Annotated in this window: 22 protein-coding genes and 1 pseudogene; 7 read left to right on the plus strand and 16 right to left on the minus strand. The window is 59.7% G+C overall.

Features of this window, described 5'->3' with window-relative positions; genetic code table 11:
* Window positions 1-426: 426 nt before the first annotated feature.
* The 4 genes and pseudogenes from ACR2R1_RS05655 to ACR2R1_RS05670 all read left to right on the plus strand — a co-directional run bounded on the left by ACR2R1_RS05655 (window position 427) and on the right by ACR2R1_RS05670 (window position 4,903).
* Window positions 427-1,899, plus strand: coding sequence for a TldD/PmbA family protein (locus ACR2R1_RS05655; protein WP_434113042.1), 1,473 nt, complete (start codon window positions 427-429; stop codon window positions 1,897-1,899).
* A complete protein-coding gene (locus ACR2R1_RS05660; RefSeq protein ID WP_086133196.1) occupies window positions 1,896-3,260 on the plus strand; it encodes a metallopeptidase TldD-related protein in 1,365 nt (454 codons plus the stop codon). The genes ACR2R1_RS05655 and ACR2R1_RS05660 overlap by 4 nt, the downstream gene beginning before the upstream one ends.
* A gap of 134 nt (window positions 3,261-3,394) precedes the next feature.
* Window positions 3,395-4,428 (plus strand): annotated as a pseudogene (locus ACR2R1_RS05665) (IS630 family transposase).
* Window positions 4,429-4,513: 85 nt separating this feature from the next.
* Window positions 4,514-4,903, plus strand: a complete 390-nt coding sequence (locus ACR2R1_RS05670; protein WP_434113044.1) for a hypothetical protein — start codon at window positions 4,514-4,516, stop codon at window positions 4,901-4,903.
* 440 nt (window positions 4,904-5,343) lie between these two features.
* On the opposite strand, the gene ACR2R1_RS05675 is transcribed toward ACR2R1_RS05670, so the two are convergent.
* From ACR2R1_RS05675 to ACR2R1_RS05700, 6 genes are all read right to left on the minus strand, one after another.
* Entirely contained in the window at window positions 5,344-5,649 is a 306-nt protein-coding gene (locus tag ACR2R1_RS05675) for a cytochrome c (RefSeq protein ID WP_240506782.1), read from the minus strand.
* On the minus strand, window positions 5,646-6,857 hold the full coding sequence (locus tag ACR2R1_RS05680; RefSeq protein WP_434113046.1) for a molybdopterin-dependent oxidoreductase: 1,212 nt from the start codon (window positions 6,855-6,857) through the stop codon (window positions 5,646-5,648). Before ACR2R1_RS05680 ends, ACR2R1_RS05675 begins: the two co-directional genes overlap by 4 nt.
* Before the next feature lie 378 nt (window positions 6,858-7,235).
* Window positions 7,236-8,057 carry an alpha/beta fold hydrolase gene (locus tag ACR2R1_RS05685; protein WP_156881703.1) on the minus strand — a complete coding sequence of 274 codons (822 nt, stop codon included), beginning with the start codon at window positions 8,055-8,057 and terminating at the stop codon, window positions 7,236-7,238.
* 66 nt (window positions 8,058-8,123) lie between these two features.
* Window positions 8,124-8,906 (minus strand): 3-hydroxybutyrate dehydrogenase, encoded by a 783-nt coding sequence (locus tag ACR2R1_RS05690; RefSeq protein WP_434113048.1) that lies wholly within the window; start codon window positions 8,904-8,906, stop codon window positions 8,124-8,126.
* A 175-nt stretch (window positions 8,907-9,081) separates the two neighbouring features.
* Window positions 9,082-10,335 carry an extracellular catalytic domain type 1 short-chain-length polyhydroxyalkanoate depolymerase gene (locus tag ACR2R1_RS05695; RefSeq protein WP_077732189.1) on the minus strand — a complete coding sequence of 418 codons (1,254 nt, stop codon included), beginning with the start codon at window positions 10,333-10,335 and terminating at the stop codon, window positions 9,082-9,084.
* A 102-nt stretch (window positions 10,336-10,437) separates the two neighbouring features.
* On the minus strand, window positions 10,438-10,827 hold the full coding sequence (locus ACR2R1_RS05700; protein WP_077732190.1) for a CopG family transcriptional regulator: 390 nt from the start codon (window positions 10,825-10,827) through the stop codon (window positions 10,438-10,440).
* A gap of 291 nt (window positions 10,828-11,118) precedes the next feature.
* Here ACR2R1_RS05700 and ACR2R1_RS05705 point away from each other — a divergent pair, with 291 nt between their 5' ends.
* On the plus strand, window positions 11,119-12,186 hold the full coding sequence (locus tag ACR2R1_RS05705) for an NAD(P)-dependent alcohol dehydrogenase (protein ID WP_434113051.1): 1,068 nt from the start codon (window positions 11,119-11,121) through the stop codon (window positions 12,184-12,186).
* A 600-nt stretch (window positions 12,187-12,786) separates the two neighbouring features.
* Here ACR2R1_RS05705 and ACR2R1_RS05710 read toward each other — a convergent pair.
* Window positions 12,787-13,743 carry an IS110 family transposase gene (locus tag ACR2R1_RS05710; RefSeq protein WP_434113053.1) on the minus strand — a complete coding sequence of 319 codons (957 nt, stop codon included), beginning with the start codon at window positions 13,741-13,743 and terminating at the stop codon, window positions 12,787-12,789.
* Between the two features lie 745 nt (window positions 13,744-14,488).
* On the minus strand, window positions 14,489-14,803 hold the full coding sequence (locus tag ACR2R1_RS05715; RefSeq protein ID WP_077731068.1) for an ATP-binding protein: 315 nt from the start codon (window positions 14,801-14,803) through the stop codon (window positions 14,489-14,491).
* A gap of 11 nt (window positions 14,804-14,814) precedes the next feature.
* On the opposite strand from ACR2R1_RS05715, the gene ACR2R1_RS05720 reads away from it, so the two are divergent.
* A complete protein-coding gene (locus ACR2R1_RS05720; protein WP_156881698.1) occupies window positions 14,815-14,964 on the plus strand; it encodes a hypothetical protein in 150 nt (49 codons plus the stop codon).
* 75 nt (window positions 14,965-15,039) lie between these two features.
* On the opposite strand, the gene ACR2R1_RS05725 is transcribed toward ACR2R1_RS05720, so the two are convergent.
* On the minus strand, window positions 15,040-16,533 hold the full coding sequence (locus tag ACR2R1_RS05725; protein ID WP_434113055.1) for a hypothetical protein: 1,494 nt from the start codon (window positions 16,531-16,533) through the stop codon (window positions 15,040-15,042).
* A gap of 623 nt (window positions 16,534-17,156) precedes the next feature.
* Here ACR2R1_RS05725 and ACR2R1_RS05730 point away from each other — a divergent pair.
* Window positions 17,157-18,260, plus strand: coding sequence for a hypothetical protein (locus tag ACR2R1_RS05730; protein ID WP_434113057.1), 1,104 nt, complete (start codon window positions 17,157-17,159; stop codon window positions 18,258-18,260).
* A gap of 257 nt (window positions 18,261-18,517) precedes the next feature.
* On the opposite strand, the gene ACR2R1_RS05735 is transcribed toward ACR2R1_RS05730, so the two are convergent.
* The 7 genes from ACR2R1_RS05735 to ACR2R1_RS05765 form a co-directional block, all read right to left on the minus strand.
* The gene (locus tag ACR2R1_RS05735; RefSeq protein WP_434113059.1) at window positions 18,518-19,603 is read right to left on the minus strand and encodes a hypothetical protein; all 1,086 of its coding nucleotides are present in this window, start codon (window positions 19,601-19,603) and stop codon (window positions 18,518-18,520) included.
* A gap of 203 nt (window positions 19,604-19,806) precedes the next feature.
* The gene (locus tag ACR2R1_RS05740) at window positions 19,807-20,397 is read right to left on the minus strand and encodes a DUF1176 domain-containing protein (RefSeq protein ID WP_434113060.1); all 591 of its coding nucleotides are present in this window, start codon (window positions 20,395-20,397) and stop codon (window positions 19,807-19,809) included.
* A 102-nt stretch (window positions 20,398-20,499) separates the two neighbouring features.
* Window positions 20,500-21,120, minus strand: a complete 621-nt coding sequence (locus tag ACR2R1_RS05745) for a glycoside hydrolase family 19 protein (RefSeq protein ID WP_434113062.1) — start codon at window positions 21,118-21,120, stop codon at window positions 20,500-20,502.
* Window positions 21,121-21,352: 232 nt separating this feature from the next.
* Entirely contained in the window at window positions 21,353-21,817 is a 465-nt protein-coding gene (locus tag ACR2R1_RS05750; protein ID WP_077731073.1) for an MgtC/SapB family protein, read from the minus strand.
* A 123-nt stretch (window positions 21,818-21,940) separates the two neighbouring features.
* Window positions 21,941-23,461: a hypothetical protein gene (locus ACR2R1_RS05755; RefSeq protein WP_434113064.1), complete on the minus strand. Its 1,521-nt coding sequence runs from the start codon at window positions 23,459-23,461 to the stop codon at window positions 21,941-21,943.
* Window positions 23,462-23,774: 313 nt separating this feature from the next.
* Window positions 23,775-24,200 carry a c-type cytochrome gene (locus ACR2R1_RS05760; protein WP_139840997.1) on the minus strand — a complete coding sequence of 142 codons (426 nt, stop codon included), beginning with the start codon at window positions 24,198-24,200 and terminating at the stop codon, window positions 23,775-23,777.
* Window positions 24,181-26,046, minus strand: coding sequence for a methanol/ethanol family PQQ-dependent dehydrogenase (locus ACR2R1_RS05765; RefSeq protein WP_434113066.1), 1,866 nt, complete (start codon window positions 26,044-26,046; stop codon window positions 24,181-24,183). Before ACR2R1_RS05765 ends, ACR2R1_RS05760 begins: the two co-directional genes overlap by 20 nt.
* Window positions 26,047-26,086 lie beyond the last annotated feature (40 nt).

Raw genomic sequence — 26,086 nt, forward strand, 5'->3', positions numbered from 1 at the left:
AGGCATCCCAGCGGCGGACCTGGTAATCGGCCAGAACGCAGAGGATGGGGCCCGAAATATGGCGCCGTTGATTTGACTGCATGATCGATTGCTTGTGCCCCGTTAAATCTCGCTGGAGGCGTCTCTTGCTCCGCCGGGATGTGCCGAGGCATTCGTTCGGCTTGACCGGTCATGATAAGATGCCGCATCAACGGCCTCCCGAGCTTATGCTCATTGGGCTTTCAGCGCGTCCGGCTCCAGTTGAGCAGGGCGGGCAGAACAGAGTCAGGCGTATGCGTTCAGCCATACCGCAAGGAACCCGTCGATGTGCAGGACTGGGGCTGCCGGGATCCACAGGAACCGGCTGGGGCCTCCTGCTGCCGCCGGACGGCCATTGACCTCCCGGTCCCACAATACCCTTGATATTGTCTACTCGATCAGCGAAGCATGAGCCTCCCGGTCAACTTTTATCCCGAACTCCCCGCGTTCGATATTCACCGGGCACTCGCCTGGGTCCAGGCCGAGGCTGATTGGATTGGCCTGCGTTTCGTCCAGGAGCAGACCTATCGGCGTACCGTCCGCAACCACCTCCCGGAAGACAACGCCATCACCCTGGAGCGGGGCGTCATGGTGGAAGCACGGGTGGACGGCCATATCGCCTATGCCGGCACCAGCGATCTCTCGCAACAGGGCTTGGTCCAGGCCGCCCGGCGGGCCGCGTATCTGGCCCGGATCTGCGCGCCCCATGCCTTGTTCCCATTCACCGAAGGGCACCGGCCTCCGGCTCACGGACGCTTTGTCAGCACCCGGCGATTGGGTTTCGACCGTCTGACGCTCGCCGAATTGACCGATCAACTGATCCGCGCCAGCCGGTCACTCAAAGTCTCCGACAAGATCGTCAGCACGTCCGCCGAAGCCACCTTGGTGGAAAGCACGGTGCACTACGTCTCATCCAGCGGCGCGGATATCGAACAGCAGTGGTGGCTGGTTTCCAGTCATTGCGCGGCCACCGCTCAGGACGGTACCGAGACCCAGCAGCGTTCATTGAACGGCCCGGCCGCCCGCTGCCGTCAGGCGGGGTTGGAATTCTTCGATTTTTCGGCCCTCCACGCCGAGTGCGAGCGGGCGGGCCGCGAGGCGCTCGAATTGCTGGACGCCGAAAATTGTCCCGATGAGACCCTGGACCTGATCCTGGCGCCGGACCAGATGCTGCTGCAGATCCACGAATCGATCGGCCATCCGCTGGAACTCGACCGCATCCTCGGCGACGAGCGCAACTATGCCGGCTGGAGCTTCGTGAAGCCGGACGATTTCGGCCGGCTGCGCTATGGCTCGCCCCTGCTGAACGTCACCTTCGACCCCACCGTCGCGGGTGAGTTTGCCTCTTACGCCTTCGATGACTGCGGCAACCCCGCGACACGGGAATATCTGATCCGGGACGGCGTGTTGCTGCGGGGGCTCGGCAGTTTGGAAAGTCAGTCTCGACTCGGCATTCCCGGCGTCGCCAATTTCCGTTCGGCCGGCTGGAATCGGGCGCCGATCGACCGCATGGCGAACATCAACCTGGAACCGGGCATCAGTTCCCTGGCCGAGATGATCGCCTCCGTGGAGCGAGGCGTTTACATGCAATCCAATCGATCCTGGTCCATCGACGACTACCGCAACAAATTCCAGTTTGGCTGCGAATATGCCCGCAGGATCGAACAAGGCCGGTTGACCGACGTCCTCAAAAATCCCAATTACCGGGGGATGACGGTGCCTTTTTGGAATGCACTGAAGCAGGTCGGTTGTCGCGACGAGCGGGAGCTCTTCGGAACGCCGTATTGCGGGAAAGGCGAACCTAATCAGCTCATCCGCGTCGGCCATGCCGCCCCGCCCTGTCTGTTTGCGGGCATCGACGTGTTCGGAGGTGGCTCGTGAGCTTTCTTCCGGAAACCCGACGGCTCTTCGACGATCTCGCGGATACAACCTTTTCCGACTTGAAGGCCGGAGAAGCGCTCAGCCTCCAACTCACCGCCGAAGATCAAACCTATGTGCGGTTCAACGATTCCAAAGTGCGGCAAGCCACGGCCGTCTTGCAGAGAAACCTGGCACTCACCTTTCAGTGGGCTGGCCGTCAGGTGACTTTCATGTTTGACCTCAGCGGCCACCTCGATCACGATCGGGCACTCCTGCGTTCCTGGTTGGAGCGGGCACGGCGGGAAGCTCGAACACTCCCGGAAGACCCTTTCGCGGTGCCTCTGCAAGACCATGGAACCAGCGAACACGAACATTCCGGGACAGAGCCGGACGCCGCCGCTGCGGTCAAGGCCATCGCCCGCGTCACCCAAGGGACGGACTTTACCGGACTCTTGGCCGCGGGCCCGCAGGTCCGCGCGGTCCGCAATTCGGCGGGGTTGAACCACTGGTTTTCGACCGCATCCCTATGGGTGGATTATTCCCTGTTCACGACCAACGCGTCCGGAGATAACAAGGCCGTCAAAGGTCGGTTCTGGGGGCCGGCATGGGATGAGGACCGGTTCCAGGCCGTCCTGGCTGCCGACAAGGCCCGGCTTGCCTTCTTGAAACGCCCTGCCCGCCCGATTGCGCCTGGCGAGTATCGGGTGTACTTCGCGCCGGCCGCCGTCGCCGAACTGATCGCCATGTTCTCATGGGGCGCGCTCAGTTACCGGGCGTACCGGGATGGTAACTGTCCTCTCAAGCGACTGATCCAGGGTGAGGTCGGTCTGTCCGAACAGTTCACCTTGAAAGAAAACTTCTGCTTGGCGCTCACGCCGCGCTTCAACAGCCTGGGCGAGCTTCCGCCGGTGGAGTTGATGCTCATCGAGAAGGGGCAGTTGAAAAACCTGCTGGTGAGTTCCCGTTCCGCAAAACAATATGGCGTGCCGTCCAATGCGGCCGATCCGAGCGGCTGGTTCGGAGAGCATTTGCGCGCGCCGGAACTGATGGCCGGCAACCTGCCTGAGACCGAGGTCCTGAACTGCCTGGGTACCGGTCTTTACGTGGGCAATCTGCATTACCTCAACTGGAGCGATGTCCAGGCCGCCCGGGTGACCGGCATGACCCGCTACGCCTGTTTCTGGGTCGAGAACGGCGAAATCGCGGCACCCATCAATGATCTGCGGTTTGACGACAGTTTGTATCGATTGTTTGGCTCGGCGCTCGAGGCGCTGACCCGGGAAAGCCCGATCCATCCCGCCATCGATACCTATCACTGTCGTGCACTCGGCGGCAGCAAGATACCCGGCGCGCTCGTCGGCACCTTTCGCTTCACGCTTTAAATAATCGGCACAGGGCCCGTTCCAGGCATTCTCAGGGAGCCCCCGGCGATTGGTTTTCGGCTAAAGGGGACGGCCATGTACGGCTTATACTAACCGTAAAATAAAGAATGCCATATTCGTGTTAGGCTACGGCCATGAGATGCAAAAGAGACTCTGACGGGCGATCGATCGACAATCTCTCGCTCCAAGTCATGCGCCAGCAGGCGGTTAAAGCAGTCGGCAAAGGCGAGACCGTGGCCAGTGTTGCCGCCGCCTTTGGCGTCAATATCCGAACGGTATTTCGCTGGCTGTCGGACTTTGCCAGCGGTGGACAAAATGCCTTGCTGGCCAAATCGATTCCCGGTCGACCCCCGAAGGTGACCCCGGACGAAATGCGCTGGCTTGCCGAGACCGTGCGTGATCAGACGCCCCTGCAAATGAAGTTTGAATTTGGTCTGTGGACCTTGTTGCTGATCGGCGAAGTGATCTACCGGCAGTTCGGCAAGCGGCTGACCAAGCCCAGTGTGGGGCGGATCATGCGGATGCTGGGGTTTACCCCACAACGGCCATTGTATCGAGCCTGGCAACAAGACCCGGTGCTGGTCGAAAGGTGGCAGGCGGAAGCGTTTCCGCGCCTGCAAGCCGAGGCGAAACGGGCCGGTGCGGTGATCTATTTTGCCGATGAAGCGGGCCTTCGTTCCGATTACCATGCGGGCACGACGTGGGCGCCGTGCGGCCGAACCCCGGTGGTCAAGGCGACCGGCCGGCGCTTTGGCCTGAATGTCATTTCCGCGGTCAGCGCTCGTGGCGATTTCCGTTTCATGGTCCAGGAGGGAACGGTCACGACGGTGGTCTTTCGGGAGTTTCTCAAACGCCTGATGGTCGGGGCCAAGCAACCGATCTTTCTGGTGGTGGACGGGCACCCGATTCATAAGGCCAAGTTGGTCAAAGACTACGTGGAACAGCAGCAGGGACGGCTGAAACTGGTGTACCTGCCCCCTTATTCCCCGCAACTGAACCCGGATGAGCAGGTCTCGGGGTCTGTGAATCCAGGGTGGCCAAACACTTACCCGAGAATAAAGCCGATTTGAAACGATGCCTGATCGGGGCCTCGCGGCGACTTCAGAAACTACCGCAGATCGTGGTCGCATTCTTCCGGCACCCTGAATGCCGATACGCCATAACATGACAATACTTTCTTTACGCTTAGTAAGCGCCGGAACAATATACTATAAAACTTATTATGTTAGCGAACCAAGGTGAAAGAAATGAGTATGAAATCCAGCTTAATAAAAATGGCAATAAAATTGACACCCAATAGATTGATTATTTGGGTGGCGAATATAATCCTTAAGGGTATTGCAGAATTAAAGAAATTTCGTTTTGATCTCGACGCGCGAACAATCTACGTTCAAACAAGGCTCTACGGTGAACAGGAAGCAATTGAAGTTTATCTGGAAGATTTTGCTGTTTTTAAGGACGGTGATTCCTACAGATTCATTATCCACCAGGCAAAATCGGACCGCCTTTGGCTGAATAACTTATTGTCCCGTATCGCAGGAAAAGCCTGGGAAATTCCTGCTATACCGCCATTGACGGCTCAACTCGAGCTTGCAGCCGAGTTGTTCAAAGCCAAATCTCCGGCACTGGAAAAAATCGATTGAGATTACACCCTTCCGCACGGCCTATACCTGCGCCGTCGGTGCGGATCGCTTCCACGATAAGATCATTCCGCCGGGTTGGATTGCCGATCTGAACGCGGCGTTCTAAGTACATTCAGGGAAGTCTTGCGGCATAGGCAACCTGCACGACAACCCCGCCAATCAAGCCAATCTGTCGAGATTCGGCAAATATTTGCGGAATGTACTTAGAGCATTTTCATACCGACTGTACGGGCACTCGCGAGTAGGTCGGGAATCCTTTCCCGACGCCACGTCCCGGCCGAGCGTCTTCGTCGGAAGGGTCGCGACTAAAGCGACCGTTTGCGATTGGGAGGGATTCCCGACCTACGAATGCTTGAGTCGATCTACCCTGGCCGAAGGCGCCAACGACTCCGGCCAAGCCTGTTTTGCCGTACGAGCGAGATCAAAACGCTCTAACGCCGTTATTCGACGCCGTAATACGTCGTCAGATAATCCAGAATCACCGACATGTCGTCCTGGCTGATCGGCGCTCCCATGACATTCACCATTTTGTCGACGGTCGCTTGCCAGTCGGTTCTTTTCATGAAAAGGGAGTTCATCTGGATATAGTCGATACTGTGGCACATGACGCAATTGGCCATCACGGTATCGCGTCCCGCCCCTTCCTTGAGCTCTATCTGCGCCTCTCCCGCAAAGGCGCTAGTGGAAAAAACCGCGACTAGCGCTAGCAGCAGCGTGTTGAGCATCTTCATGACATGGGCACTCATGCGACCACCACATTGATCCGTTGCACCACGTTGTTGTGGTAACCCGCTGGATTGAAGATGAGTTCGTAAACCTGGGTGCTTCCCTGCCGGCTCGTCGCCCTCGCCATGAGCACATGTTTGCCGCCCCGGCGTGGCGTGAAGGTGTGGTGCCAGGCGCGGAACGAGAAACGACCGTAGTCCTGTTCGAGCTGCGCGTCCCGCCACGTCCTGCCGCCGTTCACCGAAACTTCGACCGTTCGGATTCCATGCCCCCCGTCCCACGCAAGCCCTTTGACCGTCACCGGTTTGCCCGCATGCAAGCGCTGCCCTTCCTCGATGTTGGTCATGAGAGAATTGACCACCATATCGGTGATCGGCGTATTGTCCTCCCCTTCTTGCGAAAGAAATCGCTCGATGTGCGGGAATTTGTCTTTCGGTATCCGGTAAGCCCTGCTCATCCAGAATCCCGTTTCCGGTTTCGGCATCGCGCTGATGGACGTCAGCTGCTTCACCCAGTAGGTCCCCGACCAACCGGGCACCACCAGTCGTACCGGAAAGCCGTTCCAATGAGGCAGGGCCTCGCCGTTCATCTCGTAGGCGACCAGGGTGTTCTCGTCGAGGGCTTTCCATAGCGGAAGACTCTTGACGAAATCGGGGGTCTCGTCGATAGCTCCGTAATCGGCGCCGTCGAAGACGATTTCCAGCGCATCCGACTTGAGTCCTGCTCTCGCCAGCACGTCCTTGAGGCGAGCGCCCTTCCATCGCGCATTGCCCATGGCGCCCGCCCCCCATTGGACGCCGGGCACATGCGGCTCGGAAAAGCCGCGGCGATTCCCGGCACATTGGCACACGGCAAACAGTTCGACGGGCTCGAAATCCCGCTTGAGCTGGTCCAGCGTCAACTCGAAGGGATGCTCCACCGAATCGCCACCTACCCCAAGCCGCCAGGTTTCGGCGGCCACTTGCGGAATATGGGCAAGGTGCCAGCGCACGAAGAACTGGTCGTTCGGCGTGATGACGCCGCTGAAACCCCTGACCGGGGTCTCGAAGTTCGGTGGCCGGTAGGTGCGCTTGATGAGGGGCTTCTTGCCGGACAATGCCGTCCGCACGGCGCTTTCCACCGCACCGATCGGCAACTCGCCGGCCCGCAATGATCGCGGCACCAACAAGCCCGGCCAGGTCACAACGACCCCGCCAACCAAACCCTTGAGAAAAGTCCGCCTATCCAAGGTCTCATTCTCCAATTCTTAGGGCATACTTTATTTCCCGGTTTCAACTAAGACCTCCCTGACCGATCGAACGTTGCAGCTTCGGACGAGTCGATCAGATCATGAGCCGAGATGACTTAACCGAAACGCTGATACGGGTCCAGCCAAAGCTGTTAAGGAAGCTCTGAATAAGTCCTTCGACAAGCTCAGGACGAACGGTAACGTATGGATTCCGTTCGTGGTTCGACAAGCTCGCCACGAACGGAATCCACTTGTTCAGAGCTTCCTTAAGGACCGAGTGACGGAAGCCCAAAGCTTTCAAGGTATGCCCTCGGTCCGGAGCAGCAGGAACGAAATCACCCGGAAACGTATACCGTCCCGATTTGCTTCCCGGCATAGCTATCCTTCGCGAGACTCGGGAAGGTTTCGGAGAAAGGGCCGATGCTTTAATAGGAACTCCATCAGTACCTGATTGAACGCGTCCGGACGCTCCAGAGGCAGCATGTGCCGTGCGTCGCGGATGATCGCAAGCTCCGCCTGCGGCATTCTGGCTACATAGGTTTCCTTGACCGCTATCGGCGTGTAATCCTGATCCGAAGTGATCACGAGGGCCGGGCAGTGAATGGCGTCGAGATGATCCGCCACGGTCCATCCGATCAAAGCCCGCAAAGCGTCAAGGTAAGCCCGCGGATCATTCTCGGCCCACCGATCGATGAATAGCTGTCGGAGTTCTGCCTGTTCCGGCTCGGGGAAGAGACGCTTGCCCAGAACCTTTCCCATTTGGCGCATCCCCAGCAACCGGACGATGAGTTTCCGTTGGACGATCTGCAGTCGTGCTCTGAGCGTACGGAGGATGAATTCCGGGCCGCTGTTGACAATCACCAGGCTCTGCACGAGTTCCGGGGCGCTGATGGCGAGCTGAAAAGCGATCATGCCTCCCATCGAGAGGCCGACAACGTGAGTCGGACCCAGGGAGAGCAAGCGGATCAGTTCCGCCGTGTCCGCCGCAAACCCAAGAATACTGTAGGGGCCGGGCGGCTTGTCCGATCGGCCATGGCCGCGGAGGTCGAACGTGACCACGTGAAAACGTGGAGAAAAGTAAGCGAGCTGAGCTTCCCAATCCCGTGTGCTGGAGCCTAGGCCGTGGATGAAAAGCAGGGACGGGCCGTGCCCCAGGCTTTCATAATGGAGTTCTGCACCTCGTATTTGAAGTCTGGGCATGCTCATTCCTTAAGCGGCGGGTTTCCGTTGCCGAGCTTGGCCTTGAGCGGCTCCGTCCTGAGCCGGTCAGCGGGCGATCCAGCCCCCATCGACCGGAAAGGCCGCCCCCGTGGTCGTCTTGGCCGCCTCGCTGCACAGGACAGCGGTCCAGGCGCCAATGTCCTCCGGGGTCGAAAATTGGAGCATAGGCTGCTTTTCGCGCAGGAGCGCCAGTTTGGCCTCTTCCGGCGAAATACCCTGCTGTCGGGCCAAGTCCTCAATCTGTTTTTCGACCAGCGGGGTCAGCACCCAACCTGGGCAAATCGCGTTGCAGGTGATGCCGGCGTTAGCCGTCTCCAGAGCCACGACCTTGGTCAGACCCAGGAGGCCATGCTTCGCCGCCACATAAGCGGCCTTGCCCTCGCTGCCTACCAGGCCGTGGGTTGAGGCAATGTTGATGATCCGTCCCCAACCGCGCCGCTTCATGCCCGGCAGCGCGGCTTTGATGGTATGGAAAGCGGCTGAAAGATTGACGGCGAGCACGGTCTCCCACTGCGCATCCGGAAATTCCTCCAGCGGTGCCACATACTGAATACCGGCGTTGTTGACCAAAATGTCAACGGCACCGAAATCAGCCTCCACCGCTTGGATCATGCCGCGGATGGCAGCCGGTTGTGAGAGGTCTGCGGGGTAATAGGCAGTTTTCACACCCTGAGCGTGGCTCAAGCGCTGCGCCAATCTCTCGATCTCCTCGATCTCCCCGAAGCCATTCAAACCGATATGGCAGCCCTGCCGGGCGAGTTCGGTGGCGATGCCGAGACCGATGCCGCGGGTGGAACCGGTGACCAGGGCTATCTTCCCATGGAGCATGATTTTTTCTCCGCCATTCCCTATGGACGCCTCATCCATGGACCTCGTGGTCTTCGTTTAGGTTCCGGGAGACCTTCCGCTTACTGGACGATCTCCTGATAGTGATGCGCTCGCAACCCAAAAACTTCCCGGTTAGACAGGAACGCAAGAGGCTTCTCACCGGCTCGCCGAGTTCTTACGGTTTGCCCTGCGAGTGCTTCCGGAAAAACCGGACCATCTCCTCCGAGGCGCTGGGTCCCTTGGGGTCGGTATACGAGACATCAGGACTTCCGCCCGACCAGCCGTGGCCCGCCCCATGAACTAGCCACTGCTCCATGACGACCTGGCCGCTCGCGTCGTGATAGATGGAGTGGGTATAGGAATGCCCGTGAGGCACCTGACCCCGGTTCGCCGTGACCCGCAATTTTCTTCCCGCGCCTGAGTGTACGGTTGCCCACTGTGCCAACACCCGATCGCCATTGCCGGGGTGAACCGTGGTGTCCCGGTCTCCATGAAAGACGATGGTGGGGACGATCCGGAGTGCTTTCAGCGCTGCCGGGAAACTGCTTTCCCGCTGCAGCAGCGCAGCTGTTTCCCCCTGCTGCATGGCCGCGAAGGCGGAGGGGATGTCATGGGCGACACCGTAAGGGAGTCCGGAATGGACGCCGATGGCGGCGTAGAGCTCAGGGTAGTTCACTCCCATGACCATGGCCATCGCCCCGCCGGCCGAGTGTCCCGCCACGTAGATCCGCCCGGCGTCAAGGCCATGGGTGCTCACGATGTGCCGGGTCATGTCGGCAAGGATGGACGGTTCGCCATGATCCCGGTGCTGGTCGCTCGCCTTGAACCAGTTCCAGCATCGGGACGGATTGGCTTGGGGCGCTTGCTCGGGGTACAGGACGAAAAATCCCTCCCGTTCCGCCAGGACATTCATGCGGGTGCCCGCGGCGAAGTCGTCCGGGTCCTGGGCGCAGCCATGGAGCATGACGATCAGCGGCAGGGCTTGTCCGTGGTAGCCGCTGGGAATATAGAGCTTATAGGCGCGGGTTCCGGCCGGGTTGGTGAAGGAACCTGTCATGAACTGCCCTCCTGCCTGAATGTCCGGGTTTGACTGGCTCGGTTTGGTTATTATGGATTCGAGTCCGGTTCGAAGCGAACGAAACGTAGCCTCGAAGGCGGACGACGGCGCGGAGGATGGGCTCGCGTCGTGCGGGCTCCCATGCGCCGATGCCCCGCTGTCCGGTGGCGGCGTGAGTTGGGAAATGTCGTCGATGACGCGGCACGTGCTGTCAATAGGTTCGTGACCGGAAGAGTCGGAGGTCTTCGAGGACGTGTCGGGTGCGAAACCGCCCCGGAGCGTGCGCCGGATGAGGGCGGCGGCTTCATCGAGCCGGCCCGAGCGGGTGAGCCGGGTGGCTTCCGCCATTACGGCGTGCAGTGCGTCGGTCATAATCCAGGTCTCCTTTGGCGATTGTAACAGCGGCCATGGTTCGGTGGGTGGAGACATGTGAGCTGTAAGTGGATCTCCACCGGCGAGGCGGGAAAACAAGGTCTAGCGGATGCGGCCGGCCAAGGCCGATTTGACGTCCGCACTGGCCCGCAAGGCCCCTAGTACCGTGATGGACTCGATGGTGTCCCGTGCCAGTTCGGGCGAGACATCATCGCCGATGATGACCAGGCCCAGCACCTGAATTTGCAGCCTCTGTCCGGCCGTCCGTACCGCTTCCAGATCGCGGCGGGTGTACTCCTGCAGGCCGAGCACCAGGGTCTTGCGGGCCACGGTTTGTTTCACCACCTCCGCGTGGGCGGCAAGTTGGTTGCGTATCGCGGTACGAATGAAGTCGGTGCGGTTGGAATAGAAGCCTTCCTGCACCAGCAAATCGATCTGCCCGAGGTCCACGAACCCCAAGTTGATCGTAATTTTCTCGGTTTCCCCTGCCATACCTTCTGCTTACCATCTCATAGCCATCCAATGGGATGGTAGACTACTCCGAAACGGGGGACTGTCAAGGGGTGCCCGCGGCCGAACGGTTTCATGGCTGACAGTCCCCTACGAACATCACTCAGCGTGGCGGATTCGGATCTACCCAATCGCTTTAGAATACCGTTTACCAGAATGGGGCCATTGATGTCTGCCTATTGCACATATCCTCTTTATATGGGGAGCGAGGAAGTAAATCGAACAAAGCGTCCGAAACACGGTCCGTTTAAGAAACGGAATAAGGAGCTCTCCATGATCAAAACCATCGGATATGCTGCCCACAGCATGAGTACGCCGCTGGGTCCGTTCCGCTTCGAGCGGCGCGAACCGGGTCCACGCGACGTGCAGATTGAAATCCTCTACTGCGGGGTCTGCCATTCGGATCTCCATACGGTCCGCAGCGAATGGCAGAACACCGTCTACCCGGTGGTGCCCGGGCACGAGATTGTCGGGCGGGTGACGGCGGTCGGCGACGAGGTGCAGACCTTCAAGGCCGGCGACTTGGCCGCCGTGGGGTGCATGGTCGATTCCTGCCGCACCTGTCCCGATTGTCGCGAGAATCTGGAGCAGTATTGTCAGAACGAACTCACGTTGACTTATAACAGTCCCGACAAGCACACGGGAAAGATGACTTACGGCGGGTACTCCAATGTGATCGTGGTCGATGAGCATTTCGTACTGCGCCTGCCCGAAAAGCTCGATCTCGCCGCCGCCGCGCCGCTCTTGTGCGCGGGCATCACCACCTATTCGCCGCTGCGTCATTGGCAGGTGGGCCAAGGCCAAAAGGTCGGAATCGTCGGACTCGGAGGCTTGGGCCACATGGGGGTGAAGTTCGCCCATGCTTTTGGATCGCATGTGGTGCTGTTCACGACTTCTCCGGACAAGACCGAGGACGCCAAGCGGCTGGGCGCCGACGAAGTGGTGATTTCAAAGAATCCCGATGAGATGAAGAAGCACGTCAACAGCTTCGACTTCATCCTCGATACCGTGGCCGCATCGCATAACCTGGACGCCTATATCGAGCTGCTCAAACGTGACGGCACGCTGTGCTTGATCGGGGTTCCGGATACGCCGCATCCGTCACCCGGCGTCGCCAACCTGATCTTCAGACGCCGACGAATGGTGGGCTCGCTTATCGGCGGGATCAAGGAGACGCAGGAAATGCTCGACTTCTGTGCCGATCACGGCATCGTCTCGGACATCGAACTCATTCCTATCCAAGAGATCAATGACGCATACGACCGCATGCTCAAGAGCGACGTGAAGTACCGCTTCGTTATCGATCTGGCGTCGTTGGAGCAGCAAACGGTCACGGCTTGATCAGGAAAATGATCATGCCGGCAAAACAGAAACGTGGACGATCAGGATGAGTCCATCTGTTCATGCGATTGGCTTATTCATAAGCTCTTTCGAGCAGTCAAAACAGACCGTGTGAGGGCTGCAAACCGCGATCTGCAAGGGATGTTACGGGTTACCGTTTCACCCGAAACCGAGCCCAACCGGGTTCGCCGCCACGGACGTGATGATGGGCTGCACTGAGTCTTGGGCAGGCCGATATAGCGTGAATGCCGTAACCCACTACGGTAGATGGCTTGCGCATGGATACTCTCGATGCTGGCACGCGTTGCATGCTGCTCACGCGTTTGCAGTCCGACGTGTCGCGGTTCGACTTTGGCATGGGCCATTGCGCACAAATGGACAGGGGGCGTACTCCTGACGTGTAAAGCGGGTCTTCCACACGATGCCAGTTCTAAGTACATTCAGGGAAGTCTTGCGGCATAGGCAACCTGCAGGACAACCCCGCCAATCAAGCCAATCTGTCGAGATTCCGCAAGTATTTGCGGAATGTACTTAGAGCGTTTTCCATCCCGGTGTACGGATTCGTTCCAGGAGGGGAGAACGTAGATACCGTCTTAGAAATCACGATGCAAGCCCATGATTGGGATCGAACGGTCGGCCGGACTTAAGGACGCCGTAGGCCAGGACGAGGAGCTTGCGCATGGCGGCGCCGACGATGAGTTTGCCGTTCTTGCCTTGGGCTTTAAGGCGCTCGCAGAAGGCCCGGATCAGTGGGTTATGGCGCCGGGCGACGATGGCCGGCAGGTAAAGGGCCTTGCGGAGCAAGGCATCGCCGGTCTTGGACAGGCGGGTGTGGCCTTTCCACTTCCCGGACTGGTGCTCTTTGGGCGAGAGGCCCGCAAAGGCGGCGACGCTGCGCGCGTTTTCGAAGCGGTGAACGTCGCCCAGGGCGGCCAGCAGCACCGGGATGGTGGCGTCGCCCAAACCGGGGATGGTGTCGAGCAGGTCACGCCGTTGGCGGAGGTCCGGATCGTGGTCGATGTGCTCGCGGATGCGTTGTTGGGTAGCGGCGATCTCGGCGTCGAGGGTGGCGAGCACGGCTTCGATGGAGGGGCGTACGGTGGGGTCGGCCCCGTCCAGGCGGTTTTTTTCCATCTGCCGCATCTCGAGGAGGCTCTCGAGCCGACGCACTAAGGCTTGTAATGGGCGCACGGCCGGCGGAGGCGGCTGCCAGAGCAGCGGCCGTTGGCTGAGACAGAAGCGGGCGATGCGCTTGGCATCGCTTTTATCGGTCTTGGTGCGGCTCAGTTCGGCTTGGCCGAAGGCGTGGATTTGGGCGGGGTTGACCACGCTGACGGCGAGGCCGTGGTCGACCAGGAACAGGGCCAAGCCCTCACCATAGCGGCCGGTGGCCTCCAGGCATACGTGGGGCGTTGGGAAGGCTTGCAGCCAGGCCAGGAACGCCTTAAACCCTTCGGGCGTGTTCTGGAAGACCTTGGTTTTGTACTTGCCGTTGCGTAGCGCGGCGGCGTCGAACTTGGCTTTGGCGATGTCGATACCGATGGGGCTGAACGTCATAGGGTCTCCTTGGTCTGCGTTGACGATGGGGCAAAGTGCTGACCGATCGAAACCGCTCCTGCCGGGTTCAGCCTTATCCATCCAGGGTGTTGCCCAAGGCAGCCCTACGATACCGTTCGAACTCTATGGCGAGGAAGGGACGCTGGGGGACGATCTACGGCGCGGGCTTCAGGCCCAAGGTCGGCAACGTCTTGCCCAGCGTCTGGGTCCGATGATCAGTCGGAGATTCTGCCTCTTGTGGAATCCAGAATCGAGATATAAGGTCGGCAATCCCTTCCCAATCGCAAACGGTCGCTTTAGTCGCGACCCTTCCAATCGCAAACGGTCGCTTTAGTCGCGACCCTTCCAATCGCAAACGGTCGCTTTAGTCGCGACCCTTCCGACAAAGCCCTTCGCCGAGCCGATACGTCGGCAAGGGATTGCCGACCTACATATCCGAATCCCTTACACCGATTCGGAAAACGCTCTAAAGCTGGCTTTCGATCTCATTCCTACATTCTAGCGGCGAAAGCATCCTCGCTAACGCGGTCGACTTCCGACATTCCGTGCGGTTGCCTCCTATAAGTGGTTCGTGCCCGCAGCGGTCATTCGATTCAATAACCACAGCGGACCGGGGCCAGCCACGACGCGGCGCTGGAACTACAACGTGCGGGCTGTGCACTTCCAACGTTGGCTCGAGCGCCGAATATGTGGCCAGATCATCGTCAACCGCGTTGCGCCTGGAGTCGCGCAAGGCCAGCGCCCGTCAAGCCTGCCCTTCGCTCAGGGGCAGCCGCACGATGAATTCACTCCCTGATCGGGGCCTGCGCTCTTGGCCTCCACCGGGCCTCCGTGCAGCGCCACAGCGCTGGACGATAGTCAGGCCGAGCCCCAACCTGCCTTGGAACCGGTCCAGGGTGCGCTCGGCTTGGGTGAAGACATCAAACAGGTAGGGCAGCAACGCCTTCGGAATGCCTTCGCCGGTATCCCGGATCCAAATGACGGCGTCATCCTGCTCACACGCCGCCTCCAGCCAAATTGTGCCGCCTTCGGGCGTATATTTGGCGGCATTGTTGAGCAGATCGACACCACTTGGGCCAAGCGCAGGCTATCCCCGTCCGGCCCGAGCGGCTGATCGGGCAGCGAGGCGATCAGCTTGTGACGGCGGGCTTGAATGAGCGGCTGGCAGGTTTCAATCGCCTGCTGCAGCACTGCGGCAAGGTCGATAGACGCTTTCTGTAAGCTGATAAAGCTTAGGCTTCCGGGACACTACTCAATAGGCAGCCACTCGGTTGCTGTCTCGCAAGCGTACGCCCCTTATGGGAGATACCGCACCAGGGCGAAGTTGAAGCTGGGACCGCCGACAGCGGCGATAGGCGCGTCAGAACCGCCTGCCACCACGATCAGGCCATCGGGCTGAATGGCGATGGCCTGGACCTGGTCCGTGCTGCTATTCAAGACGTGGTCGCCGGTCGTGTTGGCCAAATCGGTCAGCACCCGGTTGTTGGATCCGAAGTCGGTTATCGCGACACCATTCAGATCGTAGCGGACCAGGGCGAAGTTGGTATTGCCCACGCCAAGGGGGGCGTTGGACGTTCCTGCCACCACGATCCGGCCGTCTGCCTGCATCGCGGCCGCAGTCGCAAAGTCAGCGCTGCGCTCGACGGTCCCAGCGTCAAGCGCACGGTTATCAAAGTCCGTGATCGAGAGCCCAGGGTTGATCGAGTCGGCATTAAAGGTCGGATCGAGGGTGCCATCCAGATTGTACCGCGCCAAACCGAAGTTAAGATCCCCGTTGGGACCGTTGGTCGTTCCGACCGCCACGATCCGGCCATCGGGCTGGACGACGAGCGCGCTGGCCTGGGCGCTTGTGCCACGAAGACAGGTCGCTACCCGGTTATTGGGCCCGAAATTGGTATTCGGAACGCCATTGTTGTATCGAACGAGGCCGAAGGCCGCCGGACAATCGGGGGCGGGGGACGTGCTGCCTGCCACCACGAGCTGACCGTCGGACTGCATGGCCACAGCAAAGGCGTCATCCACGCTACGATTGCCAAAATCGGTGAGCACGGTGCCTGGGAAGATGGCATTATCGCCGAAGGTCGGATCGATGATGCCATCGGGATTGTACCGGACCAAGGCAAAATTACCCTCGCCGTTAGGCGCATTCGAAAAACCTACCGCCACAATCTTGCCGTCGGGCTGGAGGGCGAGGGCTCTGAGTTGGTCAAGCGAACGAGTCCCATCGGGTAATTGACGAAAATCCGTGAGTGTCGTGCCTGGGAAGATGGCATTATCCCCAAAGGTCGGATCCACGCTGCCGTCGGGGTTATAGCGAACCAAGGCGAAGTTGTTGTCGCCATTGGGCGCGTCGGAAAACCCTCCAACCACGATCTTGCCGTCGGGTTGAATCAGGACGGCGCGCGCCGTATCCGAGCTGTTTCTGCTGGGGCTATCGGGGTCACCCGTGGGTACGTCAGTCCGGAAATTCGTGATGACTCCGCCGCCCGTGCCGAAGGTCGGATCCATGGTGCCATCGGGGTTATAGCGGACTACGGCGAAGTTGTTGTCGCCATTGGCAATGGGGGAAGTAGTGAATCCGGCCGCCACGATCTTGCCGTCGGGCTGGATGGCCACAGCAAACGCCTGATCAGTAGCGGTCTCGAAGGTCGTGAGCACCCGTCCGATGACACCAAAGGCGGGATCCGGGGTGCCGCTTTGCGCATGAGATATACCTGTTGTAACTGTGCCAAACACCGCAGTCAAACCGACCAGCAAGCCGGGCAGCCCCGTGGGCTTCTTTCCTTTCATGACGTTTTCTTCCCGCAGCAAAATAGAGAGATTGGCTAAATTAGACCGGGACACTCGGAGATTTCTCTCGTAACCTCCCGGAATATTTGCCGCGAGCGGCCTGCACTAGCGGAAAGTACCAATTCGCTCATGGTTCCATAAAGCCGACATTCGAAGCCGGCTGAAAACTAAATGCGAACGGCAGAAATGGCCGAACAGCAGAAGTTCACTTCGGTGGCCCTAACTATCCGTTCAGGACAATCCGCCGCCACATTCGGCACGGAAGTGCCGGTTATCCCACCCGAAAAACGATCTCGAGCCGAACGTCAGCTACGGGGTAGTGGTTGGCCGACTCCTGCCGGTCGGCATATGTTCGTGGAGGATCGGGTTATGCGGCAGAGCGGATACGCTTCAGTAAACTGGGAACCAAGTCACTCCCGGCCGGAACCTGACGAATATCAATGGCCTCGATTCAGAGTATCCGTACAGTATCCTGGCTTGATGAATTCCCGAATCCATAGCCTGTGCCGGTCATCATGCTGCGAGACTGTTCAGCAGTTCGCGGCCTGCGAAGCGCCGCACCGCTATTTCGCCTGCTCGCTTTAGCCTTTTTCGCGGCCGGACTTTCGAGCTGTCTGTCACCCATGGCGCTTGATCATCTGGCGATCGCCTATAACGAATCCAGTGCGGACGTGATGTCGAGGCAACTCCTGCTCAATATCGCGCGTGCCCGCTTCAATCAGCCAATATATTTTTCCGGGATTTCGAATATTGCCGCGACGCTGAATTTCCAGGTCAATGCGGGGGCCACCCCGCCGTTTACGGGGAATAGCGGCACCACGCTGATGCCCATTTTCGGCGGCTCGGCGTCGGAAAATCCGACCATCAGTATCGTTCCCATGGAAGGCGAACAATTTACGCAGCGATTGCTGACGCCATTATCCGAAGACAAGCTGACCTTGCTGCTGCGTCAGAATATCGATGTCGATCTGCTGCGTTTGGTGACGCTGGAATTTCGCACTCAAGGCGAAGAAGCGGTATTTCACAATCGGCCTCGAAACCGGCGCGATTACGCCGCTTTTCGGCGCATCGTGCTGCACCTGTCATCGATTCAGGATCGTGACCAGTTGTACGCGGAGCCCCTGATCTTCGAGCGTCACTGGACGCTGCCTTCCGAGTCGATTAGCGGAAAGGAATTTCAGGCATTGGAGCAGGAGTATTCCATTGCGCCGGATTCAACGACGCCGATTTATCATCTGACCAAGCAAGTCGTCGGTCGAACGGTTCTGACGAACTACGATCCCCTCCTTTTGAGCAATGAGGAGCGAATCCGGCTGAATGACGAGGCCGAAAAAAATGCACCCAACGATCTCCTGGTCGATATTCGTCCCGGCTATCCGGGGGGCGAATCTCCGCTGCACGGCAAATTCAGGCTGCGAAGCTTTAGCAACATCATGCATTTCATTGGCCGAACCCTCGCCGCAGAACCCGAAAGGGACGTTCCCAAGGATCCGCGAACGCCGCCGGTCGGCGAAAATCCGGTCTCGGTCATCGAGATTTCCGAATCCAGCAGGCCGCCCGCAGACGCGGACGTTGTGGTGAAGTATCGAGGGAGATACTTCGCCGTGCGTCCAAGCCGTGGGTCATCGTGGAACCAAACGGCCTTTCGGGTGCTCTCGCAGATTTTTCAGATGACGGTGACCGAACTTCCGAAACCGGGCGTTCCGAGCATCACCATCGCAAAGTAAAGGAAACTCTGAACAAGTGGATTCCGTTCACGCACTTCGACAGGCTCGGGACGAACGGTAACGTATTGATTCCGTTCGTCCTGAGCCTGTCGAAGGATTTTAGTCAGAGATTCCTAAAGTGACGCGGCTCGGAACACGGTCTCGGGGAGCAAAGCGTGATCGGCTGATCACGTGTTACGACACCGTGTTCCCCAAGGGATGTACCCGACTATTCAAAGCGACGGGCCGGTTCCGGGCACCGGATAACATCGTCGCCTTTACAGACCGCTCGAACGGCTGCCGCCGCTTGCGCCGACACCGCCGTCGGAGACCTCTCCCGCAGGCTGAGTGGTGTGCCGAATGACGCGCTGTATATCGTCTTTTCGCGCGAGGACCGATCGCAATTGCAATGACCTGTTCAGTACGCTGTACCAGAAAGGCGCGCCGAGGCTGAGCAGCAGGATGGAGATCATCAGCCCCGGAAGGTTCACATTTTTCCAGTTGTCAAACCATAGCTCGAGAGAGGTAGGCGGCAATATCACGCCCTGCTTGGCCAGGAACGTGAAATACTGCCTCTCGATTTTGTCCGACACGGGCAACGGCGTGGCGGATTGAGCCTCCAAGCTGGCTACGACATACTGTGCCTGATCGATCTTCATCGCCTCCTCGACAAAAGCGGTTCGCATGGCGTCGTCCATGGCAAATCGGTTCACCAGCGTCACCGTGTCCAGTTGCAGCACGACGGCTACCACCGTAGCGCTGACGAAAGTCCAAACGCGGGCACCGAAGGTGAAGCATTCGCTGACGCGATCGATGACCGAATCAAACCGCAAGTTGATTTTCGCCAAGAATTGGCTGGCGGCTTCCTGTAACAGGGCAATATTCTGGCGGACGTCGTGGGCGAGTTCGGGGTTGGATTTCTCCAGTTGGAGGGCCGCCATATGGATATTCTTCAGCGTTTGGTCGGGGTCGGAGATACCGTTTTCCGCCATCACTTTCTTCAATCCCTTGAGCGCTGTCTGTTGCAGCTCGGTCATCGTCACGTCCTTCGGGTCTCGCGATGCCAGGTCGAGCAGCATCTTGGTGAGCTCCTCGCGGTGAATCACCTCGCCATACCGGATCAAACCGAATATTTTGCCGCCATTGAGGATTGGACTGCGTAGAATCATCTTCGCTATCTCCTCGGCGCAGCGCCGCTCCACGCCGGGATCGAGCTGCTCGAACAGGTCCACAAGTCCGGCCAGCAAGTGCTTTCCGCGACTTTGACGCAGAGCCAGCATGGCCTGAGTCATCAGAGTCACAGCCATGCTGACGATCAGCATGACGACAGAAAGCCCGATTAGGATATCGATCGATTTCAGCATGATGGCACCCCTCCAGTCTCGACGTTGTTCAGGACTTACGAAAATGGACTCTTCTTCCGTCTCCCGAGGGAAAAAGGCAAAAATGCGTAAGTCCGGTTGTTGTTATTTTGTCCAGGCCGGCTAGCGTCAACGACCATGGCGATCGTCTCACCGACACCGGCGTTCGGCTTCAACCTTCTTCGCAAGTCTCCTGCCCGAAGGCTTTAAGGATTTCTGACTCTCGGCCAGGCTTCCGGCTCCGCGAATGGAGCGTCGGGGTCGTCCTGACAGGCTTGAGCCCGAGCTTCCTCGACGACCGGCTGGCCGTTCCGAAAAGTGTAAACGACGATCGAGCCGCAGTCTCCGATGCCGCGGGATTTCGACCAGACTTTCAGCTCCTTCGTTTTGTCATCGAATTCGGGAAATCCGCTCAGCTCCGTTTCAAGATAGCGGGAGACGCGGCCATCCGTCTCGCGCTCATAACGCTTGAATTTCAACAATACCGTTTTCGTCCGGGCTTCGTCATAAAACATGAAAACAAAACCGGGTTGATAAGCGCCCAGGTAGCACTGTATCTCCACGAGATACTGCTTGTCCTTCAGGCGATGAAAGGTAAGGCCGGCATCGGGAATATCCTCGGCTTGGCTTTGGAAGCTCTCCTCGCAGTCAGCGGGCCATTTCAGTCTCTGATACCAGGCGCTTCGCTCCTCTCGAGTCAAATCGGACTTGTCTTGATCGCCTCCGGCCTTTACTCCCGAAGCAACCAGAAACAGACCTACAAAAGCGGCGGTGATGCCGAACCCGGACAATTTCATAGCAATCCCAACTCCCTGTGCGCTCCATGACATTCCCGAAATGGACTCATACGGCAGCGCCGTCGATCCGACGGAATCCCAAATCGACCGATGCCATCTCCGCTATGATCGCTGAAGGGCGGACGCCCGCAAGAGACCGTCGAATCGGCGTGCGATGTCGGCGATCGTTGTAGCCTTGTCGTGGCCATTGATGATGGTTCGAGCATTCTCATAATCGGGCGATACTCCGTCTTTTATGAAATGTCCGAGCTTTTTGCCCGTGAACCATCCTTCCTTCATTCCCTGGACGGCAATTTGATAAGCCAGCTTGGGCTCCTTTGCTTTATCAGGGTTCGAGATCAGATCCACGTTCAAAAATCTTCCCGCTCTCTCGTAGTTGTTTCGGCCTGTCAGCTGTACAAAGCCACGCCCGTGAAAAAGATTGCCATCGCCCGGGTAAAGATTGCCGAGCCGCCGGCCTACCGAGGTATGCGGTCCATAGCGGGATTCAAAGTAGGCCGCCGAGCCGTGCTCGTCGATCGGCCTCATCGTGTTTGCCGTTTCCCATTTGAATGTCGCCAGGCAGTAGGCCAACTGTTGCCGGTCTGTATCCGTCCCGTCGAAACGGACATCCTGTTCGATTTCGCCAAGCAGAAACTCCAGCGCGTCGACCCGGTATTGCGTCATGGGTCCGAACGCGGAACGATAGTCCTCGAAAAACTCATTCCTGTCGAACACGAACATAACTTGCCCCCCACTTTCTTTTTTGAAAATTCGTGATCGCCGCCGCGAAACCTCACCCGCGGCAGCGAGCGATCAAGCGGTGAGCTTATTCCATCACGAATCCGATCTGTCCGGAAACATCGCCTCCCTCGATTCCCGTCGGGAGCGCTTCCACGCTAGCCGCCCCCTCACAAACCACGGTCTCTGCAACGTCAGAATGTGCGGCGGCTGACCGAAAACGTCGATCTGCGCGTCAAGAGTCCTCCAAATCCGGCCGATCCTTTTTGCCCATTCGACGCTCGATCGGCGTCAGAAACTGCAAAGTCAGAAAATTGATCGTACTGATCAGCACGGCGATCTCATACAAGCCGTGGGCGACCGAAGCGCCGATTGCGCCGGTCGACCATAGGCTAGCCGCCGTGGCCGTTCCCCGGACACCTGTCGACGTCTTCAAAATCGCTCCGCCGCCGATAAAGCCGATACCCGTCATCAATCCGGAGATGATGCGCGCCTGCGCATCCTGAGCGGTACCGACGACCGACTCCCCGACCAGGATATAACCGCAACTTGCTAGCGCAACCAGAGGGAAAGTCCGCAATCCCAAGGTGCGGGTCGTTCTTTCGCGCTCCAGGGCGATCGGCAGGGCGAGTACGAACGCTCCTGCAAGCTTGAGCACGTGAGACAGAAATTCGCTCCAGTTCCAGTTCAGTAGATCCATCTGATTGTCCTGCTGTGCTACAGCGTTCTCGGTCCGACCGATTTCCGTCTTTTCCACTGCCCGGGGAGACCATAGCCCCCCCGGGCGCCGTGCCTGGATGCGCGCCGGCAAATCGGTCGCTGCTCATCTGCACGAGCCTACCAGCCGTTCCGGAAAAGGCTGTTCGCCGGGGTCCGGGGCGGTTTCCCATTCATTCCGGCTCCACGGCACCCGGCCGGCGAGTTCGGTCAGGGAACCCGCCGGATAGGTTCCGAAGCGGCGGCTGGACGGAATCTGCGGTATCCGGACGAAAAGTACAGCCTCGGTATCGGCCGCGAGCATCTGCTCGAAAGGGGTCAGCTCTCGCGTCGGAGCGCTCCCCTCGACGAGATCGAGAAGGTCTCGGCCTATCGTCTCGAAGGCCTCTCTGGGCACGAGCCGGGTCTTCTCCGCGGCGAGCGTGCGAAACACATCCCTGCCGCCGGCGAGGCTCATCTGAACCAGGGCCGCCACCGGGAAAGCGGCCACGGCGGCGAGATAGCTGGTCGGACCGGTCTCCGGAATGTTCCAGCCCAGCCAGCGCAAGGGATCGATGACCAGCGCGGTGCTGTTGTTGGCGGCCCGGTCGTAGCCGATGACATGGCAGTAATAGCCGTGTAGCACTTGTTGCAAGGTGGCTTGCACCCGGCGCGGAATTCGGGAATCGCGCATGACCGCGACGAGCATGTAGTTCGGACGGTACCAGGCCTGTCCGCTGTTGAGATCCGCGAGGTAATTGTCCATGGGCACCATTGCCGAGAGAATGCCTTTTGCGTTCTTGTCGTCTATGGGATAGAAGTTGGCGGCCAGCCAATCGCTCCATTCGCCTTGCGGCCCCAATATCCCGGTGGCGGGCGCGAGATGGCCGCCGTGCGCGCCGTCATCGTCGCCCTGGGCGCCGTCGAGCACGAAGGCGAGCACCGGGCGGCTCGCCCAGCGGCGGAGCTGTCCCGGATGACGCTCCCATAACACCCGCGCGGCGTAGATGCCCGTCACGCCGCCGGTCTGTGCCCGGATCAAGGTCGTCAAGGTTTCCCGCTCTTTCAACGGCTCAAATCGGGCTCCCTTGATGTCGATACGGGTATCTTCCGGCCAGATCGTCCGGGCGACGAAAACCGGAGTCCCCCGATCGCTCAGTGTGACGCCTCGCATGCGCAGCGGCCGTTTCGAAAGAAAAGCCACGGTGGAACGATCGAGATAGGCCCGATTGGTGGGAATCGCCGGGGTGACCGCAAACGCGATCTCACCCGCCGGTGCGCGGAGAAACTGTCCGTCTTCGGACAAGGTCGCGTGTTCGACGATCTCGGGAGCGCCGATCCAGACCAGCGGCGGATGGGGCGTTTCGCTCCGCTCCGGCTCGAAAAGCGCCGTGCCGGTGATCGGCCGAAGTCCATCAGGAACGGCGATGAGTTCGTCGCGAAAATACCAGAGCGCCGCCTCGGGCACCGGACAATCCGTGCACCGCCCGGTGGCGAGCCGAAAGGAGGAACTCGGCAACAGCCCGAAGCGCTCTCCGGTCAGGGCGCCTTTCGAAAAAGGACCGGCATATAACTTGTCCGGCACCTCGCTCCAACGCAAGCCTTCCGCCGTCCGCAGCGGGCCGGCCTCGCCTGGAGCGTTTTTCATCCCGGTGCACGGCTTCGTGTCGGGCGGGAAGCACGTAGGTCGGCAATCCCTTCCCAATCGCAAACGGCATCTCTGGGAGCGCCAGAGCTGCCCTTCCGACAAAGTCCTTTGCCGAGCCGATAAGTCGGCAAGGGATTGCCGACCTACCTGTCGGGCGCTCTGATACCGAATCGGAAAATTCTCTAATTGCAGACCAAAAGATGCCGCCGGACGGACGCCGCTCCCCCCGGACTCATCCGCTAACCGGGACTCGGCCGCGCATCCGCACAAAAGAAGAGCAATCCACAGCCGGCGACACCGCCACGCAAGCGTTTCAATCGAGCAGCGTGTAAAGATAGCTCGCGATGTCACGCGCGTCGGATTCCGGAACATTCATGTTCGGCATCAGGGTCTGCGGATTGACGGCCGGAGGATTTTGCAGCCACCGGATCATATTTTCCGGGGTGTTCGGTAGAACGCCCGCGATGGCGACCCGCTTGGCGATTCCGCCGAGAGGAGGCCCCACCAGGCCATCCGCGCCGAACACGCCGGGGATAGTGTGGCAGGACGGGCAGCCGTAGGCGCGGATGGCGTCCTTACCCCGCTCCGGATTGCCGCCTGTCAGGGCGACGGCGTCGGACTCTTTCCCGCCCCCGCAAGCTCCGAGCAGGCACAACGCGAAGACCGCGGCGATTCCGCTTCCGTGACGCGTCCCCTCTCCCGGTAGCGCCCGTCCGGCATTACGGGAGGGCGAATACATACAGCGTCCCTCCGGGGTTGGTGTGTTCGGGCAAGTCCTTCATGGCGTTGACGAAGCCGAGCGCGCCGGTGCCGTCGCGCGGGTCCAGCCCGCCCGACACGATGGCGCCCGACCAGCCGCCGACTCCGGCAAGCACCGCGACATATTGCTTGCCGTCGGGTCCCCGATAAGTCACCGGCTGGCCGATGATTCCGGAGCCGACCTGGAACTGCCACAGAACGTCTCCGGTACGGGCGTGCACAGCCTTGAACCAGCGGTCCATGGTGCCGTAAAACACCACGTCCCCGGCAGTCGCCACCGCGCCGCTCCACACCGGGAAGCGCTCCTTGATTTTCCAGACGGCCTGCCGTTTCAGGGGGTCCCAGGCGGTGAACTCGCCGCGATGCCCGCCGGGTCCCGCGTGCATGTGCACCCGTGCCCCCACGTAGGGAGTGCCGGCGAGATAATTGGCCTCCAATCCCTCGATGTCCATGCAGAGGTTATTGTGCGGAAGGTAAAGCAGACCGGTCCGCGGCGACCAGGCCGCGGGCTGCCAGTCCTTGGCGCCGGGCGGTGCCGGGCAGATGTCGGTGACGGTTTTTCCCGTCTGCGGCTTCTTTTCCTCGACGTGAATGGGCCGTCCGGTCTCGAGATCGATGCCGCGGGTGACATTGGTCGGCACGAACGGGTCGGCCGACAGGATTTCCCCGGTCGTCCGGTCCATGACGTAGACGTACCCGTTGCGCTCCGCGCGCAGAAGGAGTTTCCGAATCCGGTCATTAACCGGCAGATCCACCAGGATATTCTCGTTGACGCCGTCGTAGTCGTAGAGATCGTGAGGGCTCCACTGGTAGGCCCATACCGCCGCGCCTGTCGCGGGGCGGCGGGCGAAGATGCCGCAGGTCCATTTGTTGTCGCCGGGCCGCATTTCCGGGTTCCACGGGCTGGGATTGCTGGTGCCGTAATAAATCAGGTCCAGCTCCGGGTCGTACGAAATCCAGCCCCACACGGCGCCGCCGCCGATCTTCCACTGATCGGGCGGCCAGGTCGTGACGCCGAGATCCTTGCCGTTGTCCTCCGGATAAAAAGCCTTGAATTCGGGACCGATCAGCACGTCCTTGTCGGGACCCGTGGTATAGGCCCGCCAGGCGATTTTTCCCGTATTGGCGTCCAGCGCCGTGAGCCAGCCGCGCACGCCGAACTCGCCGCCGCTGTTGCCCACCAGCACCTTGCCCTTCACCACCAGGGGCGCCATGGTCATGGATTCGCCCCGATTGATGTCGCCGAGCTTAGTCTTCCAGACCTGTTTTCCGGTCCTCGCATCCACCGCGAAAGTATGGTTGTCGAGGGTGTTGAAGAAAATCTTGCCGTCGGCGTAGGCCGCCCCACGATTGACCACGTCGCAGCAAGCGACCCCTTGCGCGGCGGCAGCCGGTTTCGGCTCGAATTTCCATTTCATCGCGCCCGGTTTTTCCTTGAGGTCCAGCGCGTAGAGAACATTGGGATAAGGCGTGACGACGTACATCGTATCGCCGATCACCAGCGGCGCCGCCTCGTGCCCCTTGTTCAGGCCGGTCGAAAAGGACCAGGCGAGCTTGAGATTCCCGACGTTCTCGGGCGTGATCTGGTCGAGTCCGCTGTAGCGGGTGCTCGCATGGTTCTTGGCCGGCATGGTCCATTGGCCGTCCTCCGCCTCGGCAGGCGGAACGGCTTGTGCCTGGACCCGGGATTCGGCAACTTGACTCGACACGACTCCCGGCCACCCGGCCAGACCGCCGAGCGCGACGAGCATCACACCGAGACGCGTTCCGATCTTGCCGGGCAAAGCATAGGCCACAGGACTCTGACCGGTTTTTGGCTGCTCCATGTCGAATCCTCCTTGTATAACGCCCCGTTCCGCTCGGACA

It is taken from the genome of Methylocaldum sp. GT1TLB (assembly GCF_051027445.1).
Classification (GTDB): domain Bacteria; phylum Pseudomonadota; class Gammaproteobacteria; order Methylococcales; family Methylococcaceae; genus Methylocaldum.

Coding starts and splice junctions, on each gene's coding strand:
- ACR2R1_RS05655 (WP_434113042.1), top strand. CDS start 427: ATGAGCCTCCCGGTCAACTTTTATCCCGAACTCCCCGCGTTCGATATT.
- ACR2R1_RS05670 (WP_434113044.1), top strand. CDS start 4,514: ATGAAATCCAGCTTAATAAAAATGGCAATAAAATTGACACCCAATAGA.
- ACR2R1_RS05675 (WP_240506782.1), bottom strand. CDS start 5,649: ATGAGTGCCCATGTCATGAAGATGCTCAACACGCTGCTGCTAGCGCTA.
- ACR2R1_RS05685 (WP_156881703.1), bottom strand. CDS start 8,057: ATGCCCAGACTTCAAATACGAGGTGCAGAACTCCATTATGAAAGCCTG.
- ACR2R1_RS05690 (WP_434113048.1), bottom strand. CDS start 8,906: ATGCTCCATGGGAAGATAGCCCTGGTCACCGGTTCCACCCGCGGCATC.
- ACR2R1_RS05695 (WP_077732189.1), bottom strand. CDS start 10,335: ATGACCGACGCACTGCACGCCGTAATGGCGGAAGCCACCCGGCTCACC.
- ACR2R1_RS05700 (WP_077732190.1), bottom strand. CDS start 10,827: ATGGCAGGGGAAACCGAGAAAATTACGATCAACTTGGGGTTCGTGGAC.
- ACR2R1_RS05705 (WP_434113051.1), top strand. CDS start 11,119: ATGATCAAAACCATCGGATATGCTGCCCACAGCATGAGTACGCCGCTG.
- ACR2R1_RS05710 (WP_434113053.1), bottom strand. CDS start 13,743: ATGACGTTCAGCCCCATCGGTATCGACATCGCCAAAGCCAAGTTCGAC.
- ACR2R1_RS05725 (WP_434113055.1), bottom strand. CDS start 16,533: ATGAAAGGAAAGAAGCCCACGGGGCTGCCCGGCTTGCTGGTCGGTTTG.
- ACR2R1_RS05730 (WP_434113057.1), top strand. CDS start 17,157: ATGGCGCTTGATCATCTGGCGATCGCCTATAACGAATCCAGTGCGGAC.
- ACR2R1_RS05735 (WP_434113059.1), bottom strand. CDS start 19,603: ATGCTGAAATCGATCGATATCCTAATCGGGCTTTCTGTCGTCATGCTG.
- ACR2R1_RS05740 (WP_434113060.1), bottom strand. CDS start 20,397: ATGAAATTGTCCGGGTTCGGCATCACCGCCGCTTTTGTAGGTCTGTTT.
- ACR2R1_RS05745 (WP_434113062.1), bottom strand. CDS start 21,120: ATGTTCGTGTTCGACAGGAATGAGTTTTTCGAGGACTATCGTTCCGCG.
- ACR2R1_RS05750 (WP_077731073.1), bottom strand. CDS start 21,817: ATGGATCTACTGAACTGGAACTGGAGCGAATTTCTGTCTCACGTGCTC.
- ACR2R1_RS05755 (WP_434113064.1), bottom strand. CDS start 23,461: ATGAAAAACGCTCCAGGCGAGGCCGGCCCGCTGCGGACGGCGGAAGGC.
- ACR2R1_RS05760 (WP_139840997.1), bottom strand. CDS start 24,200: ATGTATTCGCCCTCCCGTAATGCCGGACGGGCGCTACCGGGAGAGGGG.
- ACR2R1_RS05765 (WP_434113066.1), bottom strand. CDS start 26,046: ATGGAGCAGCCAAAAACCGGTCAGAGTCCTGTGGCCTATGCTTTGCCC.